The organism is Streptomyces sp. NBC_01520, assembly GCF_045040375.1.
Taxonomy (GTDB): domain Bacteria; phylum Actinomycetota; class Actinomycetes; order Streptomycetales; family Streptomycetaceae; genus Streptomyces.
Window position 1 is genome coordinate 936,024 of record NZ_CP109404.1, and the last position, 14,154, is coordinate 950,177.

General features: G+C 70.9%; 17 protein-coding genes and 2 pseudogenes. 5 read left to right on the plus strand and 14 right to left on the minus strand.

From position 1 onward, the window contains the following. Positions 1–203: 203 nt before the first annotated feature. From OG524_RS04235 to OG524_RS04280, 10 genes are all read right to left on the minus strand, one after another. Positions 204–938, minus strand: a complete 735-nt coding sequence (locus tag OG524_RS04235) for a D-Ala-D-Ala carboxypeptidase family metallohydrolase (protein ID WP_405392287.1) — start codon at positions 936–938, stop codon at positions 204–206. A gap of 210 nt (positions 939–1,148) precedes the next feature. After that, a complete protein-coding gene (locus OG524_RS04240; protein ID WP_405809121.1) occupies positions 1,149–1,652 on the minus strand; it encodes a hypothetical protein in 504 nt (167 codons plus the stop codon). A gap of 72 nt (positions 1,653–1,724) precedes the next feature. Next, positions 1,725–1,913 carry a hypothetical protein gene (locus OG524_RS04245; RefSeq protein ID WP_306069138.1) on the minus strand — a complete coding sequence of 63 codons (189 nt, stop codon included), beginning with the start codon at positions 1,911–1,913 and terminating at the stop codon, positions 1,725–1,727. Further along, positions 1,914–2,831, minus strand: a complete 918-nt coding sequence (locus OG524_RS04250) for a peptidoglycan-binding protein (RefSeq protein WP_405809123.1) — start codon at positions 2,829–2,831, stop codon at positions 1,914–1,916. Continuing rightward, entirely contained in the window at positions 2,828–3,376 is a 549-nt protein-coding gene (locus OG524_RS04255; protein WP_405392283.1) for a hypothetical protein, read from the minus strand. The genes OG524_RS04250 and OG524_RS04255 overlap by 4 nt, the downstream gene beginning before the upstream one ends. After that, on the minus strand, positions 3,352–3,987 hold the full coding sequence (locus OG524_RS04260) for a MauE/DoxX family redox-associated membrane protein (protein ID WP_405809125.1): 636 nt from the start codon (positions 3,985–3,987) through the stop codon (positions 3,352–3,354). The genes OG524_RS04255 and OG524_RS04260 overlap by 25 nt, the downstream gene beginning before the upstream one ends. 7 nt (positions 3,988–3,994) lie before the next feature. Beyond that, a complete protein-coding gene (locus OG524_RS04265; protein ID WP_405392281.1) occupies positions 3,995–4,696 on the minus strand; it encodes a hypothetical protein in 702 nt (233 codons plus the stop codon). A 76-nt stretch (positions 4,697–4,772) separates the two neighbouring features. Continuing rightward, the gene (locus OG524_RS04270; protein ID WP_405809127.1) at positions 4,773–5,156 is read right to left on the minus strand and encodes a hypothetical protein; all 384 of its coding nucleotides are present in this window, start codon (positions 5,154–5,156) and stop codon (positions 4,773–4,775) included. Between the two features lie 222 nt (positions 5,157–5,378). Further along, positions 5,379–5,864, minus strand: coding sequence for a hypothetical protein (locus OG524_RS04275; RefSeq protein WP_405392279.1), 486 nt, complete (start codon positions 5,862–5,864; stop codon positions 5,379–5,381). Beyond that, positions 5,857–6,498 carry a hypothetical protein gene (locus OG524_RS04280; protein ID WP_405809129.1) on the minus strand — a complete coding sequence of 214 codons (642 nt, stop codon included), beginning with the start codon at positions 6,496–6,498 and terminating at the stop codon, positions 5,857–5,859. The genes OG524_RS04275 and OG524_RS04280 overlap by 8 nt, the downstream gene beginning before the upstream one ends. A gap of 181 nt (positions 6,499–6,679) precedes the next feature. Between OG524_RS04280 and OG524_RS04285 the strand changes: the two genes are divergently transcribed. From OG524_RS04285 to OG524_RS04295, 3 genes and pseudogenes are all read left to right on the plus strand, one after another. Further along, a complete protein-coding gene (locus tag OG524_RS04285; protein WP_405809131.1) occupies positions 6,680–7,789 on the plus strand; it encodes a sensor histidine kinase in 1,110 nt (369 codons plus the stop codon). Continuing rightward, positions 7,786–8,467 (plus strand): annotated as a pseudogene (locus OG524_RS04290) (response regulator). The gene OG524_RS04285 and the pseudogene OG524_RS04290 overlap by 4 nt, the downstream one beginning before the upstream one ends. Before the next feature lie 82 nt (positions 8,468–8,549). After that, a pseudogene (locus OG524_RS04295) lies at positions 8,550–8,738 on the plus strand (class I SAM-dependent methyltransferase); the annotation flags it as partial. A 215-nt stretch (positions 8,739–8,953) separates the two neighbouring features. Here the strand turns inward: OG524_RS04295 and OG524_RS04300 are convergent. After that, on the minus strand, positions 8,954–9,112 hold the full coding sequence (locus OG524_RS04300; RefSeq protein WP_405392276.1) for a hypothetical protein: 159 nt from the start codon (positions 9,110–9,112) through the stop codon (positions 8,954–8,956). A 143-nt stretch (positions 9,113–9,255) separates the two neighbouring features. Beyond that, positions 9,256–9,678: a YjbQ family protein gene (locus OG524_RS04305; protein ID WP_405392275.1), complete on the minus strand. Its 423-nt coding sequence runs from the start codon at positions 9,676–9,678 to the stop codon at positions 9,256–9,258. A gap of 88 nt (positions 9,679–9,766) precedes the next feature. Between OG524_RS04305 and OG524_RS04310 the strand changes: the two genes are divergently transcribed. Further along, complete coding sequence (locus tag OG524_RS04310; protein WP_405393321.1) at positions 9,767–10,897, plus strand: NAD(P)-binding domain-containing protein; 1,131 nt, start codon at positions 9,767–9,769, stop codon at positions 10,895–10,897. A gap of 125 nt (positions 10,898–11,022) precedes the next feature. On the opposite strand, the gene OG524_RS04315 is transcribed toward OG524_RS04310, so the two are convergent. After that, positions 11,023–11,658, minus strand: a complete 636-nt coding sequence (locus OG524_RS04315) for a hypothetical protein (protein WP_405809133.1) — start codon at positions 11,656–11,658, stop codon at positions 11,023–11,025. A 76-nt stretch (positions 11,659–11,734) separates the two neighbouring features. Beyond that, positions 11,735–13,543, minus strand: a complete 1,809-nt coding sequence (locus OG524_RS04320) for an ABC transporter ATP-binding protein (protein ID WP_405809135.1) — start codon at positions 13,541–13,543, stop codon at positions 11,735–11,737. A gap of 139 nt (positions 13,544–13,682) precedes the next feature. Between OG524_RS04320 and OG524_RS04325 the strand changes: the two genes are divergently transcribed. Continuing rightward, positions 13,683–14,129 (plus strand): MarR family winged helix-turn-helix transcriptional regulator, encoded by a 447-nt coding sequence (locus OG524_RS04325; RefSeq protein ID WP_405392272.1) that lies wholly within the window; start codon positions 13,683–13,685, stop codon positions 14,127–14,129. Positions 14,130–14,154 lie beyond the last annotated feature (25 nt).

The following is a 14,154-nucleotide window of genomic DNA, read 5'->3' on the forward strand; positions in this document are numbered from 1 at the left end:
CTCGAATGCGGGGGGAGAGTGAGGGGCAGCGGCTCAGCAGGTCTGCTCCGGTTCGGCCACGGGCGGCGCCTGCCCGTGGCCGGAGTCGGAGCCTGATCGGCCGCGCACCCTGCGGACGGTACGGGCCCGCCTCCCCCGGGCCGGAGTCCGGCCCGGGGAAGGCGGGCTGCTGTGCGGGTGCGGGTGCGGTGGCGACGTGCCGGTCAGACCCCGCAGTTGGGGGCCGACCAGGAGCGGCTGGTGCTTCCGTCCACGTGGGTGTGGTCGTTGTGGTTCGGGTAGCCGGGGCCGTAGATGCCGCCGAAGCCGTGGTAGCGAGCCCGCTGGGCGAGCTGGCAGAACGACGGGCTGCCGATCAGGTCGGCGGCGTCACCGTACAGGTGCCGGCTGTTCGAGACACCGCCCGCCGCGTTGTTGCAGGCCGTGGAGCGGAATCCGCTGGACACGACGATGGGCACGTCTCCCAGCGCGTGCCGCAGGGCCTCCAGCCTCCACATCGTGCGCAGGCCGTTGTACTTGGCCGTCGCGGCGCTGACCGCACCACCGGACCAGTCGGAGTTGCAGTTGTTCAGTTCGGCGTAGGTGAAGTGGATGGGGGTGCAGTCCGGGTCCTGCAGTGCGTAGATCTTGCTGAATGTCTGAGAACCCGCGATGCCGTCCGCTCCGAGGCCGTACGCCTGCTGGAACTTGACGACCGCGGCCTTGGTCCGCGGGCCGAAGTTGCCGTCGACGGAGAGGATCTCGCCGTAGTCGACATGTCCGGCCACCCGGATCTGCAGCTGGGTCACGTCGGCGCCCGACATGCCTTCGGACAGGGTGCGGCCCCAGCTGTAGCACTCGTCGGCCTGGGCCGGGGCGGCGGTGGCCAGCACCCCCCCGATCGTTGCCGCCATGATCATGACTAGCGATAGAGCAAGTTGGATCGTACGCCTCAACATGGCGCCTCCGTTGTGAGTCATTTCCGATTCCCCGCTAGAGGGCTGAGGTGAGTTTGGCCCCCCACTCCCTGGCATGTCCACACCATCACCATCGGCCACAGGACCAAATCTTCGAATCAACATGCCTGTAACTAAAGGGAGTTGAGTGACCTGAGTGAAATGCGGTGTCCGGTCCCGGACCGGGCGGGCGGGTAAGGCGGGGCGGGCACGCTACTGCCGGACCGCGCAGGCGACAGCGGCGACCAGCACGGAGCACACGACGGTCATGCCGCTCAGCCGCCCCGCGAGCCGGTCGTCCCAGCGCTCCCCGCCCCCGGAGAGCCTGCGCAGGGCCGGGGTGAGTGCCCGGCCGGCTCCGAAGCCGAGTCCGGCGGCCAGGGCGGGCGCGTAGGAGCCCCCGGACAGGAGCACTGCTACCGCCATCGCGTACGGCGCACTCGCCGAGACGTAGGTGCGCACGCCCGTGCCGAGCTCGAAGCCGAACTGCAGGGCTCCGCGCGCAAGATGACGCCGCAGGACGTCCTGCGGTATCTGCCGGGCGTTCTGCGGCAGCCGCAGCGACAGCTTGCCCGCGTCGCGCAGCGCGGCGAGCAGCGCGACGGCCACGATCAGCCCTTGCCGCACGCCGGCCGGAACCGGCGTGAAGAGACCGGACACGAGCCACAGCACCCCGGCGGAAAGCACCCCGCCGGCCAGCAGACCGCAGGTGAACACGCCGAGGACCAGCGCCTGTCTGTACGTTGCCCGCCAACCTGGCGAGGCCAGCGCGAATGCGCTGTTACGCGTTCAAACGGAGCCGGAGAGCGAGTAGCCGGCCAGACCACCGGTGATCGCCCAGGTCAGGACGGGGGCGTGGAGGACGGCGGCGATCACCGCGATCCCCAGGGCCGCCACGGGCAGAACGGGGTCGGTGAGCAGCGCCCGTACGGCACGGGCGCCGCTCGGCCGGTCCGCAGGACGGACGGACTCGCCCACCTAGACCGTCCCGGTCAGTGTGAGCCAGGTGTTCGGACCGACCACGCCGTCGACGGTCAGGCCGTGCAGGGACTGGAACGAGACGACGGCCTGCCGGGTGAGCGAACCGAAGTTGCCGTCGACCGTCAGTGCGGAGCCGTGTTTGTTGAGCTGCCGCTGCGCGCCCCGTACGGCGTCGTTCACGTCTCCCTGGCGCACGGTGACGACCAGGACCGGCCAGGTCGCCGCGCTGACGCTGCCCGTGGGGCTGAGTCCGCTCGCCGACTGGAACGCCTCGACCTTCGCCTCCGTGTCCGTACCGAAGATGCCGTCGACATCCGTGGGATGACCGTGGTGGGTGAGCAGATGCTGGATCGTGAAGACGTCGGGCCCGGTGGCGCCGCGGCCGATGGTCGGCCAGGTGATGGAGCCGGGGCAGTCGCAGTCGGTGGTCCAGCGGCAGATGGACTTCACCCAGCCGGAGCCGGTGCTGCGGTACCCGTCGTGGCACCGCCGCTCGATACCGCAGCCGCAACTGCCGCAAGCCGCGCTGTAGCGCCACAGCCAGCCGTCGTAGGTACCGGCGTAGCACTGGTTGGGCCGCAGGGTCCAGGTGACTCCGTCCGTCCGGTGGAAGCCGGTGTTCGTCCCCGAGGTCACGCACGCGTCGGCATAGATGGTGCTGGGCCCGCAGCCCGGGGAGCAGTTGTGGTCCTCGGCGTAACTGGGGCATGCGCCGGTCCAGATCTCGTATCCGTCGGCGTACGCCTCCCGGGCCGCGGAGAACACTCCCAGCGCGGCGAAGCCCGCGGCGGTCGCCGCCTGGAGCACGGTGCGCCTGGACGGCGCGAAGGAGGGAAGGGCCCCGCGCCCGGTCCGGGAGCGGCGGCCACCGCTCCCTGAGCGGCGCAGCGTGGGCACGTCGTCCAGTGAAGTCACGTCTGGCTCCTCGGCGTTGCGGGTGCGATGTCGTCGAGCAGCCGCAGCAGCGCGGTGGGTGAACCGAGCGGCTCGGAACGCACGATCCGGAGTTCCGGATCGATGGCCACCGCGTAGGGGGTGGCGGGGATGTCGTAGGCCGTGAACAGCTCCGGACTGTGGTCCCTGACCGGGACGGCGCCCTCGCCGGCCTGCGGCCCGGCGCCCGCGTAGAGCCCGAGCACCTGCGGGGCGGCCGCGTCGCCCTGGCGGACCGTCCAGGCGCCGGCTTCGGCGAGCACCTGGACGCAGGTGCGGCAGTCCGCGTCGAGGAAGAGCAGCAGCGCGGCGCGGCCCGGTGTCAGGAGGCCGTCGAGCCCTGCCGGACCGGGCCGGGCCGCATCGAGGCCGGGAGCCTGTGCGCCGGGGGCGATGCCCACTCGCCCGGGGCGGTGCGGCTGCGTTCGTGACAGCTGGTGCACCTGCCTGATCAGTCCCGAGACGACCAGCGCGAGCAGCGCGATCGCCGCCCACGAGGCAATCAGGGCGCTGGTGGTGAAATCCATCGCGTTGGCACTCCTTCGGCGGTCCGGTGCACGGTGGTCTTGTCCTGCTCGTGAGCAGTGGCCCTCGTTGGCAGGTGGACGGACGCTGCGGTCGGCTCGTGCATGGCAGCGGGCAGGTACCACAGCAGCGTTGTGCAGGCGGGAGCTGCAAGCACCAGCGTGATCAGCTCCGCGGTGGAGAGCCGCACGGGGCCGGCCCCGACGACTGCGGCGCCGGTTATGGCGAGCACGGCGAGGGCCGCGGCCCGCCGGGTCACCCAGCGGCTCAGGGGCACGTCCCGGCCGGAACAGCCGCACGGCCCTCCTCGGCCGAGGGCGAGGACGTGCCGCGTGTAGGCGGCGTAGAGCCCGAAGAGGGCGGCCCCCGCGACGAGTACGGTCTGCAGCCCCCGCTGGTGACCCGTCAGGAGGGCGGCCGCGCCGGCCGCCCCCAGGACGCCCTCCGCGACCGGCACCATGACGGCCGCCAACCGGCGGAGCCGCGGGCCCAGCACGCCGTGCTCCCACAGCGCGTCGCCCAGCGCAGCCGGAGTGACGGCGTGGGAGCCCGCGCCGATGAGCAGGGTCAGGATGACGAGGGAGGCGGTCAGCCCGCCGTAGAAACCGATCACCGGCGGATCACCCGGCGTGCCGGAGCGTGAGCCGCCCGACGAGATCGGGTACCCGCTCGACAGAAGTCGACGCCAGTGGCACCACCGTGGCCCAGATCGCGGTGGAGGCGAGCACGAAGAACGGGCTGCCGTCGGAGAGCGTGTCGCGGAACAGCTCGCCGGACGCGACCGCCACCCCCTTCCAGGGCGGGAGCTGGGCGGTGTGCTCCTTCGTGCGCCGCGACAGCTCCAGCAGCCCGAGGCCGGGCACCTCCTTGATCAGCGTCGCGGGACGCGCGAAGGCGCTTCCGGCCGAGGGATCCGGCTGGAGGGTGAGCCCGTACTCGCTCTCCCCGATACGCACCGACCGGAGCAGCCCGAGCACCTCGGCCACGCCCATGCCGTACAGCCGGGTCACGAGTGAGTGGCGCTCGCCACGCCACACGACGAGCGACGGCCGCTCCACGAGCCCCGAGCGCGGCTCGCGCTCGACCGACCGGAAAATGCGCAGGGTGCCCTTCTGGAAGGTGAGCTCGGATTCGGGTGACCCGATACCCAGGGAGGCGGCGACATCGTCCCCCAGAGAGGCCGGCCCGGCGGTGAATTCGACCAGCCGGCCACCGGCCACCACCTCGACGGCCGACGTGCACGGGGACTGGAGGTCGACGTCGCCCTCCAGGTGGTACGTCCCACCGTCGAGGGCGCGATGAGTGACGAACGATGCGGCCATGTGCATCCTCCCGGGGGCGGGGGGTCTGATGTGACACCGCAGCCGTTGAGGAAACTAGACAGAAGTCATGCCCCTGTCAACCTTTTGGGGTCATCCGGAGCCGGCCGGTCCAAAGCCGCGATGAGCGGGCAGCCTTGCGGACCTCCAGGGCAACCGCGTCGGCGGTCATGGCCCCGGCCCGCAGGGCCGCGGCCAGGCCGGCCACGACATGCTCGTGGGGCAGATGCCGCCCCGGCAGCAGGACTTCGATCAGGGCCCGGGTGCCGTCCCGCTCGCCATGGATCTTGCGAGCCTGGTCCCACCAGGCATCGTGGACAGGGGTGAACCTGCCTGCAGAGCGGGCCTGTTCGAGAACCGTGGAGCCGGGAAAGGCCCTGGGCTTGCGGACCAGGACTTCCGGGTAGTGGTCCAGGTCCAGCCGGACGACGCCCTTCGCGATCAGCCGCTCATGCCGGGTCACTTTCACGTTCTGGTAACGCCCGCGCGTCTACACGTCGAGATCCGAAGGATTGTTCACTGCTCCTGCCCCGCTCGCCAGTCCGGCCCAGCCTGTCCGCGCGGGCTGATCGCTCCCCCGGAGCACGGCCCGAGCACATGCTCCAGGCCCTGCCTACGGCCGGACTCAGCGACCCCGACGCCGACGTCGGCAGTAGGCCACCGTGACTACCGCGAGCAGCGGCCCCTATGCCAGCAGTGGCAGATAGCAGGCGGTCATCAGCCAGTAGTGGGCGCCGTCGGGTGATCCGACGGCGCCCATGTTGTCCGCGTCGTTCCAGCCGAACGCACCGGTGAACGTGATGAGGGTGACGAGCGCCGCACCGAGCGAGGCAGGGATCACCGCGGCCGATACGGGAATTCTCCGGCCGCCCAGGACCGGTACCCAGCGCGGAAGTTCCTCGCCCCATCTGTGGACCAGGCCCAGGGTGAGCAACCCGAGCGCCTCGGCGAACAGGCTGAGTCCGATCAGACAGGGGGATCCTTCGCCGGGAAAGTTCTCCGGGCGAAGGACCTCATCGGTGAATCCGGAGTCCCACCCCAGGGCGATGGCGATCCGCCACAGCCCGGACGGCACCACGGTCACTGCGGCGGCGTGCGCCGCCAGGCGGACGGAACGGGGGACCTGCGGCGCGGCCTGTACGGGCGTCTCGACGGCCAGGGTGTCAGCCACGGCGGATCGCCGCCCCGGGCTGCTCGGGAGACTTGGTGATCTCGGCGTGGACCACCTTGAAGCCGCCCTTGATCACGGTCGTGAACGGTGCGGGGGCCATACACGTACCGACCTGCGGCCTTAAGGGCTGGCCGTTCTCGTCGACGTGCTCGGGGTCGACGTTCACCACCCCCCAGGAGAAGCCGAGCCGGTCCGGCTCGCCCTTCCCGCCCTGCTGGACGCTGATGCCCAGCCGGGCGCCGATCTCCTCTACGTTCGACTTCGTTACGACTGCGGTCAGGGTCGCCGTCCGGCCGCTGGTGACCAGGCAGTCCACCTGGGCCTCCGCCCACCCCATGGCTCCGCCCCGGGGGGTATGGGAGAAGTTCAGTGTGCCCCGGGCATCTGTGGACAGTCCCTCGGGAGCCTTGGGGGGCACCGGCCGGGTGAACGGCGTCTGTTCGGCATGGATGGTGAAGCGGATGTCGTCGTTGATCGACTCGATGTAGGAGATTCGCGCTTCCCCATGGACGCTCGCGGTCTTCGCCGACTTCTTCTCGACGGACGCAGCCGGGGCTGCAGGGGCGGGCCCGGCTGCTACCAGCCCGGCGAGGACGGCGACGGCTGCTGTAGCGCCGATTGCGGCGTTGCGCATAATGAACTCCCATGCTTTGCAGGGTATTTGTATTGCCGTAGTCGGCTGAACGGCTCAAGCTTTTCCTCTGGTGCGCCTCGATCCCATCCGCCGATCGGCACAAAGATCGCGCCGCCGCCCGGCCCTCCTGTGCCGTTCGGCAGAGAGCCCCGCCACATCGCACATCCGTACGCTGATCACCATGTGGGAATCAACCGGCCCGGTCGTCCAGGTGCTTGGCGCTCTACCGTCGCTCGCGGCCGCAGGCACGCTGGTGTGGGCCGTTGCCCGCCCCCGTGCCGCAGTTCGTCAGCGGCTCGGCCGCCTCGCCCGCCCGACCACGGTCTGCGCGGTCCTCTCCCTGACCACCAGCTTCGCTCTGCCGAAGGCTGGTTTCGACTCCGGCTGGAAGCTGGCGGAGACCGCCGTCCTGCTGCTCCTTCTGGCCGTGGTCACCCGCTGGTCACCCCTGCGCGAACTCAAGTCGGCCCTCCCGCTGACCGCCCTTGCGGTGACCCTCTGGCCGCTGCCGCTGGTCGATGGTGAGCCCTTCCTGGAATCCATCGGAATCGCCACCTTCTGGCTGCTTCCCGTAGCCGCGTTGGTGGCCGGCGCCTACCCCCGCCGCCAGGAACTGCGTCGCCGCAGCGCGGTGGCCGAGGCCCGCAGCGCCCAGCGTCTTCAGCTGTCCCGCGACCTGCACGACTTCGTCGCCCATGACATCAGCGGGATCGTCGTCCAGGCCCAGGCGGCCCGCTTCGTCGCCTCCACCGACCCCTCCCACACGGTGCTCGCCCTGGAACGCATCGAAAAGGCGGGCCTGAGCGCACTGGCCGCGATGGACCGGACCGTACAGATGCTGCACGGCCGGGAGGCACCCGCCACCGAGCCGCTCCCCGATGTGTCCCAACTGCCCTCGCTGATAGTGGACTTCACTTCAGCGGGAGCCACCGAGGCGCATCTGGACCTGCCTCCCCCGGCCACGGAGGCGCTCTCCCGCGAGGCGGGCTCCGCCGCGTACCGCATCGTCGTCGAGGCGCTGACCAACATCCGCCGGCACGCCCCTGACGCCCCCCGCGCCACCGTCACGTTCACCCACACCGCCACCACCGTGGAGATCCGGGTCACCAATGACCGCGGCGCCCGCCCCGCCCCGGCCCGCCGCCGCGCCTGGCGGGGCGGCCTCGGCCTCCCCGCACTCACCGAGCATGCCCAGGCCCTCGGCGGAACCCTCTCGGCGGGGCCGCACGGCGACGGCGGCTGGCAGGTTACCGCCGTCCTGCCTGCCACGCTCCCGAAGGAGACCTCATGACGACGCCCCTCGGCCTGACCCGCATCCTGATCGCCGACGACCAGGAGGACGTACGCAGCGGCTTCCGCCTGATTCTTGGCTCGCAGCCCGACATGACCGTGGCCGGCGAGGCGGCGGACGGCCTCACCGCCGTCCACCTCGCCCGCACCCTGGGCCCAGACCTGATCCCTCGCCGACATCCGCATGCCGGTCCTGAACGGCCTCGAACTTACCCGCCGCCTCGCCGGCCCGGACGTACCCAACCCGATGCGTGTCCTCGTCGTCACCACCTTCGACCACGACGACTACGTACGCACGGCACTGCACGACGGCGCCTGCGGGTTCCTGCTCAAGCGCTCGGGCCCCGGGCTGCTGATCGAGGGTGTCAGAGCGGCGATGGCCGGGGACATCCTCATCAGCCCCCAGATCACGGTCCGCCTGCTCCAGACCCTCGCCCCTGCCCCCGCCCCAGCAGCGCCCACGGCTCTGTCGCCTCTCACCGTCCGGGAGCAGGAGATTGCCCGGCTGGTCGCCGAGGGCCTCACCAATGCCGAGATCGGCGAGAAGCTCTTCATCGCAGCGGGCACGGCCAAGACCCACATCGCGAACGTCCAGGCGAAGCTGAAGGCCCGCAACCGGGTGGGCATCGCCGCCTGGGCCTGGGAAAACGGTCTGGCCGGCCCAGTCCCACGGGAGTAGGGCGCATGCCCAAGACGTTCTGACAGAAGTGCGGGTGAGATGGGCGCATGAGTGACCCCGCGTTTCTGGCTGTGATCGCTCCCTGGCCCGTAGCGGCAAGAACGTGCACAGTGAGGCGGGGTTCTGTGCAGCTCTCGTGCCTGTCGGAGCGCGGGTGCTGGACGCCGGCTGCGGTACCGGACGCGTCATGATCCGGCTCGCGGAACTCGGGTACGAATGCGTCGGGGAGGATCTTGACGCGTCGATGCTGGCAGTGGCGCGGAAGCAGTCGGTCGCAAATCGTGCTGCTTATTCTTCCCCGGACGCTTTCCCGGCCAAATCCGTCCAGCTACTCATAAGGCCAACTACAGGGCGCCCGTTGGCTGCACGAAGAAGTGACTGGGCTCGCAGCTCGAACACTCAGCCCCTGGGACGCATGACCTTCACCCAGGTGCCACCTCGCTCGCGACGCGTTTCGTAATCATCCGGTAGCAGGCCGCAGCCGTGTCAGGGGGCGACCTCCTGGAGTTCCCACGCGCAGACGAACTCAGGGCTGATTTCCTGGAGCTCGGCGACCATCCGGGCGGCTCTGGGGACGTCGCTGCCCGCCATCAGCGCAACCCGAAGCCGGGCCGCCTGCTGGGGCTCGGCGCCGTCTCCCTCCACGTTCGCGGGATGCCGACGGCGTCACGGCCGGGCACCGACGAGGAGCGGTGCCGCACGGACGGAAGCCGGATCAAATCACATCGACACGCACCACTCAGTTGGAGCGGTCGGACTCCCCTCCACAGTCCCACCGAAGCCACGCACTATCCGAAGAAGCTCAACCGCACCTGACGGTTGTAATTCGAGATGTTGGTATCCACCAGGCACACCGACTGCCACGTCCCGAGCTCCAGCCGCCCCCCGATCACCGGCAGCGTCGCGTGCGGCGGTACGAAGGCGGGGAGCACGTGGTCGCGACCGTGGCCGGGGCTGCCGTGGCGGTGGCGCCAGCGGTCGTCGGCGGGCAGCAGGGTCTGCAGGGCGGCGAGGAGGTCGTCGTCACTGCCGGCCCCGGTCTCCAGCACCGCGATTCCGGCGGTGGCGTGGGGCACGAAGACGTTGAGCAGGCCGTCCCTGCCGTGGGCGGTGCGGGCGAGGAACTGTTCGCAGTCCCCTGTCAGGTCCGTGACCGTTTCGGTCCGTCCGGTGGCGATGCTCAGCACGTGCGTGGTGAAGGAGTCGGGCATGGCCCCATTCTGTCGCCGCCGGTCCCCGTCGCGCGCCGGGAAGATCCAGGGCCCCGTCACAGTTGGTAGAAGCGTGAACAACTTCGGGTTGCGTGAGCTGGACGTGATCGTGATCGGCGCCGGGCAGGCGGGGCTGTCCGCCGCCTATCACCTGCGCCGCGCCGGGCTGGAGCCCGACCGGGACTTCGTCGTGCTCGACCACGCCCCACGGCCCGGTGGCGCCTGGCAGTTCCGCTGGCCGTCGCTCACCTACGGCAAGGTCCACGGCATGCACGCCCTGCCCGGGACGGAACTGACGGGCGCCGATGACAGCCGCCCCTCGTCCGCGGTGATCGGCGAGTACTTCGACGCGTACGAACGACGCTTCGGCCTGCGGGTGCACCGTCCTGTCGAGGTGAGCGCCGTGCGCGAGGGAGAGGCCGGCCGGCTGCTGGTGGAGACGTCCGAGGGTACGTACGCCCCGCGTGCGCTCATCAGCGCGACGGGCACCTGGGACCGGCCGTTCTGGCCGCGCTATCCGGGCCAGGACACCTTCCGGGGCCGGCAGTTGCACACCGCGAACTACCCGGGGCCCGGGGAGTTCGCCGGCCGGAGGGTGGTCGTGGTCGGCGGCGGGGCCTCGGGGACCCAGCACCTGATGGAGATCGCCGAGGTGGCGGCCGCGACGTACTGGGTGACGCGCAGGCCCCCGGTGTTCCGGGAGGGCCTCTTCGGGGAGGAGCAGGGGCGGGCCGCCGTGGCCATGGTGGAGGAGCGCGTACGGCGCGGGCTCCCGCCGCAGAGCGTGGTGAGCGTGACCGGGCTGCCGGTGAACGACGCCATCCGGCGGGCTCGTGAGGAGGGAGTCCTCGACCGGCTCCCCATGTTCGAGCGGATCACGCCGGGCGGGGTGGTCTGGGCCGACGGTCGTACGGCCGAGGCCGATGTGATCCTGTGGGCGACCGGATTCCGGGCCGCCGTCGACCATCTGGCCCCGCTGAAGCTCCGCGAGCCGGGCGGTGGCATCCGTGTCGAGGACACCCGTGCGGTACGGGACGCGCGCGTCCATCTCGTCGGGTACGGCCCGTCCGCCAGCACCATCGGCGCCAACCGGGCCGGGCGGGCAGCGGTCCGCTCGGTCATGGGGCTGCTGAACGGCTCAGGCGCCACGGGCGGCACAGGCCGCACGGACAGCGAGGAAATTGGCGACCCGGACCTGGTGGACAGCTCGACCGTCTGACCGGCGCAGGGCAGCACACCGAGCGCGGGTGACGGGTGGCAGGGACGGGTGCAGCACGCGAACGACGGGCTGCGGACCGCGAATCGCGCCGCCGCCCCGTCCCGCAGGAGCGGCGGCGCGCCGCGTCAGCGCCCGGAGTCCGAAGCCGCCGGTCCGGCGAACGGGGGCAGCGCGGCGAACTCCGGGGCCACGGTGACCGCCTCCGCGAGCGCGTCGAGGGTTCGGCGTACCCGGGTCAGCGGGTGGTCGGGGAACTCCGCGTCCCACCGGGCATGGTCCGCCACGTGGAAGGGAAGACCGCCCTGGACGTCGGGGGCATACGGGTGGGGCCGGAAGTACTGGCCGGGGCCGACCTTCGCCAGGACGACGGCCTCACGTATCCCGGTCGTCCCACGCTCGGGAGCCTGGATCTTCACCACGGTGCTGCACCCGGCGCGCGGCACCGTGAAGCTGCCGATGAACGCCTGGCCGCTGGGCTGCCGGGGCAGCGGCAGCTTGACCAGCTGCCGCAAGGCGGGCAGCCCGCTCAACGTCTTCACCGAGGCCTCTATCAGTCCGCCGCCGGCCCGAGCCGTCCCGTGCGTGAGTGCGGTCCGAAGGGCCGGACCGTCGTCGAGGCCGGCGGGCAGGTCGGGCGGCAGTCCGAAGTAGTACAGGGCCAGCACGTCGCCGACGTCATTCGCCCAGGCCACGGTGTCGGTGATGCCGTCGTTGTCCAGCTGCCGGTATCCGGGGAGTTCGACCCCGAGCAGTGCTCTCATGGGACGTGATCATGCCGTACGGGCGCCGCCCTTCACGAGGCCCGGGTGGGGCACCTTACGAGGCCCGGGTCGCGCCTTACGAGGCGACCACCGGGGCCGGCAGGCCGTCACGGCGGACGAGCGCGGCGTAGCGACCGCCCTGCTCCAGCAGTTCGTCGTGCGAACCGCGCTCGGCGACCCGGCCGCCGTCCAGGACGACGATCTCGTCCGCGTCCCGCACGGTCGAGAGCCGGTGCGCGATGGTGAGCGTGGTGCGGCCCTTCGACAGCGCGTCGATGGCCTGCTGCACGGCGTGTTCCGTACGGGTGTCGAGCGCGCTGGTCGCCTCGTCGAGGATCAGCACGGGCGGGTCCCGGAGGATGGTGCGGGCGATCGCCAGCCGCTGCTTCTCGCCGCCCGAGAAGCGGTACCCGCGCTCGCCGACCATGGTGTCGTAGCCGTCGGGCAGGGAGGCGATGTGGTCGTGGATCTGCGCCGTGCGGGCCGCGGCCTCGATCTCCTCTTCGGTGGCCTCCGGCTTGGCGAAGCGGAGGTTCTCGGCGACGGAGGCGTGGAAGAGGTACGTCTCCTGGGATACCACGCCGACGGCCCGGGCGAGGGTGTCGAAGTCCAGGTCCCGCACATCGACCCCGTCGAGGGTGACCCGGCCGCCGGTGACGTCGTACAGCCGCGGCACCAGATAGCTGAGCGTCGACTTGCCCGAGCCGGTGGGACCGACGACGGCGAGACCGTGTCCGGCCGGAACGGTCACATCGATGCCGCTCAGCGTGGGACCGCTCTTCTCGTCGTAGCCGAAGGTGACGTCCTCGAAGGCGACCTCGCCGCGGATCTTCTCCAGCCGGACGGGTTCCTCGGGCTCGGTGATGTCCACGTCGAGGTCGAGGTACTCGAAGATCCGCTGGAACAGCGCGAGGGACGTCTGCATCTGCACGCCGGTGGAGAGCAGGCTCACGGCCGGCCGGAACAGGCCCTGCTGGAGCGAGACGAAGGCGACCAGCGTGCCGATGGAGACGGCTGCGGCTCCCGACTGGAGGGTGAGGCCGGCCGCCCAGTAGATGACGGCGGGCATCGCGGCCATCACGATGCCGATCGTCGACATCCGCCAGCGCCCGGCCATGCTGGACCGCACCTCCAGGTCCACCAGACGCTCCGACTCCTCGGCGAAACCCCGGGTGAGCGAGTCCGAGCGGCCCATGGTGCGGCCGAGCAGGATGCCGCTGACCGAGAGCGACTCCGTGACCGTGGCCGCCATCGCGGCCATCTGCTTCTGGCGCTGGGTGGTGATCTTCTTGCGCTCACGGCCGACGCGGCGGCTGATCCAGACGAAGACGGGCAGCAGGAGCAGCGAGACGACGGTGAGCCGCCAGTCCAGCGCGAGCATGGCGACCACGGTGGCGATGACCGCGGTGAGGTTGGAGACCAGTGACGTCGCGGTGGAGGTGACCGTCGCCTGCATGCCGCCGATGTCGTTGGCGATGCGGGACTGGACCTCGCCCGTGCGCGTCCTGGTGAAGAAGGCGAGCGGCATCCGCTGCAGCTGGGTGTAGACGGCGGTGCGCAGATCGTGCATGACGCGCTGGCCGACCGTCGTGGAGATCAGCGTCTGCAGGACACCGAAGACGCTGGTCATCACAGCGGTGAGGATCATGCCCAGCGCGAGCAGCGTGAGCAGCCCCGTGCGCCCCTGCGGGATCGCGGTGTCCAGAATCTCGCGGAGCAGGAAGGGTGAGGCGACCGACACCAGTGACGAGGCGCCGACCAGCAGCCCCACCACCGCGAGCCTGCCGCGGTAGGGGCGGAAGAGGCGGAAGATGCGGCGCAGCTCGGCGGGCGGCTGTTCGGCATCACCGGCAGGGGGCTCCCACCTGGGTTCGTCGGGTTTCATGAGCTCCTTCGACAGCGTGGGGCCGACAGGCTTCGGACGGATGCGTGCGGCTGAGCGGACGGACGGATCTTACGACTTACGGAGCCTAGCTCATTGTTACCTCTATTCACAATGAACAAGGTCCTGATATTGTTCCCTCATGGACTCCCCCGATTCCGACGGCCTGGTGGCCGAGCAGCTGCTCCGGCTCACCCGCAGGCTCCATCGCATCCAGAGCCGGCAGCTGGAGCCGATCGGCATCACACCGGCCCAGTTCCGGCTGCTGCGCACGGTCGCGCACTACGACGGTCCACCCCGGATGGCCGATCTCGCCCAGCGTCTGGACGTCGTCCCGCGTGCGGTCACCACCCTGGTGGACGGCCTGGAGGCGAGCGGCCGGGTGCGCCGCGCCCCTGATCCGACGAACCGCCGGGTGGTCCGCATCGAGATCACCGAGGAGGGCCGGGCCGTGCTCCGTTCGCTGCGCAGCGCGCGCAAGGCCGCCGCGGAGGAGATCCTGGCTCCGTTGACCGCCGACCAGCGCGAGGTGCTCGGCGGGCTGCTGACCGCTCTGGTCAACGGAATGCCGGAGCGCCGCCGCTGCTGAGGCACGCGGTGCGGACACCGCACCG

Coding starts and splice junctions, on each gene's coding strand:
- OG524_RS04255 (WP_405392283.1), bottom strand. CDS start 3,376: ATGGATTTCACCACCAGCGCCCTGATTGCCTCGTGGGCGGCGATCGCG.
- OG524_RS04315 (WP_405809133.1), bottom strand. CDS start 11,658: ATGAGAGCACTGCTCGGGGTCGAACTCCCCGGATACCGGCAGCTGGAC.
- OG524_RS04280 (WP_405809129.1), bottom strand. CDS start 6,498: ATGCGCAACGCCGCAATCGGCGCTACAGCAGCCGTCGCCGTCCTCGCC.
- OG524_RS04320 (WP_405809135.1), bottom strand. CDS start 13,543: ATGAAACCCGACGAACCCAGGTGGGAGCCCCCTGCCGGTGATGCCGAA.
- OG524_RS04305 (WP_405392275.1), bottom strand. CDS start 9,678: ATGCCCGACTCCTTCACCACGCACGTGCTGAGCATCGCCACCGGACGG.
- OG524_RS04325 (WP_405392272.1), top strand. CDS start 13,683: ATGGACTCCCCCGATTCCGACGGCCTGGTGGCCGAGCAGCTGCTCCGG.
- OG524_RS04285 (WP_405809131.1), top strand. CDS start 6,680: ATGTGGGAATCAACCGGCCCGGTCGTCCAGGTGCTTGGCGCTCTACCG.
- OG524_RS04265 (WP_405392281.1), bottom strand. CDS start 4,696: ATGGCCGCATCGTTCGTCACTCATCGCGCCCTCGACGGTGGGACGTAC.
- OG524_RS04235 (WP_405392287.1), bottom strand. CDS start 938: ATGTTGAGGCGTACGATCCAACTTGCTCTATCGCTAGTCATGATCATG.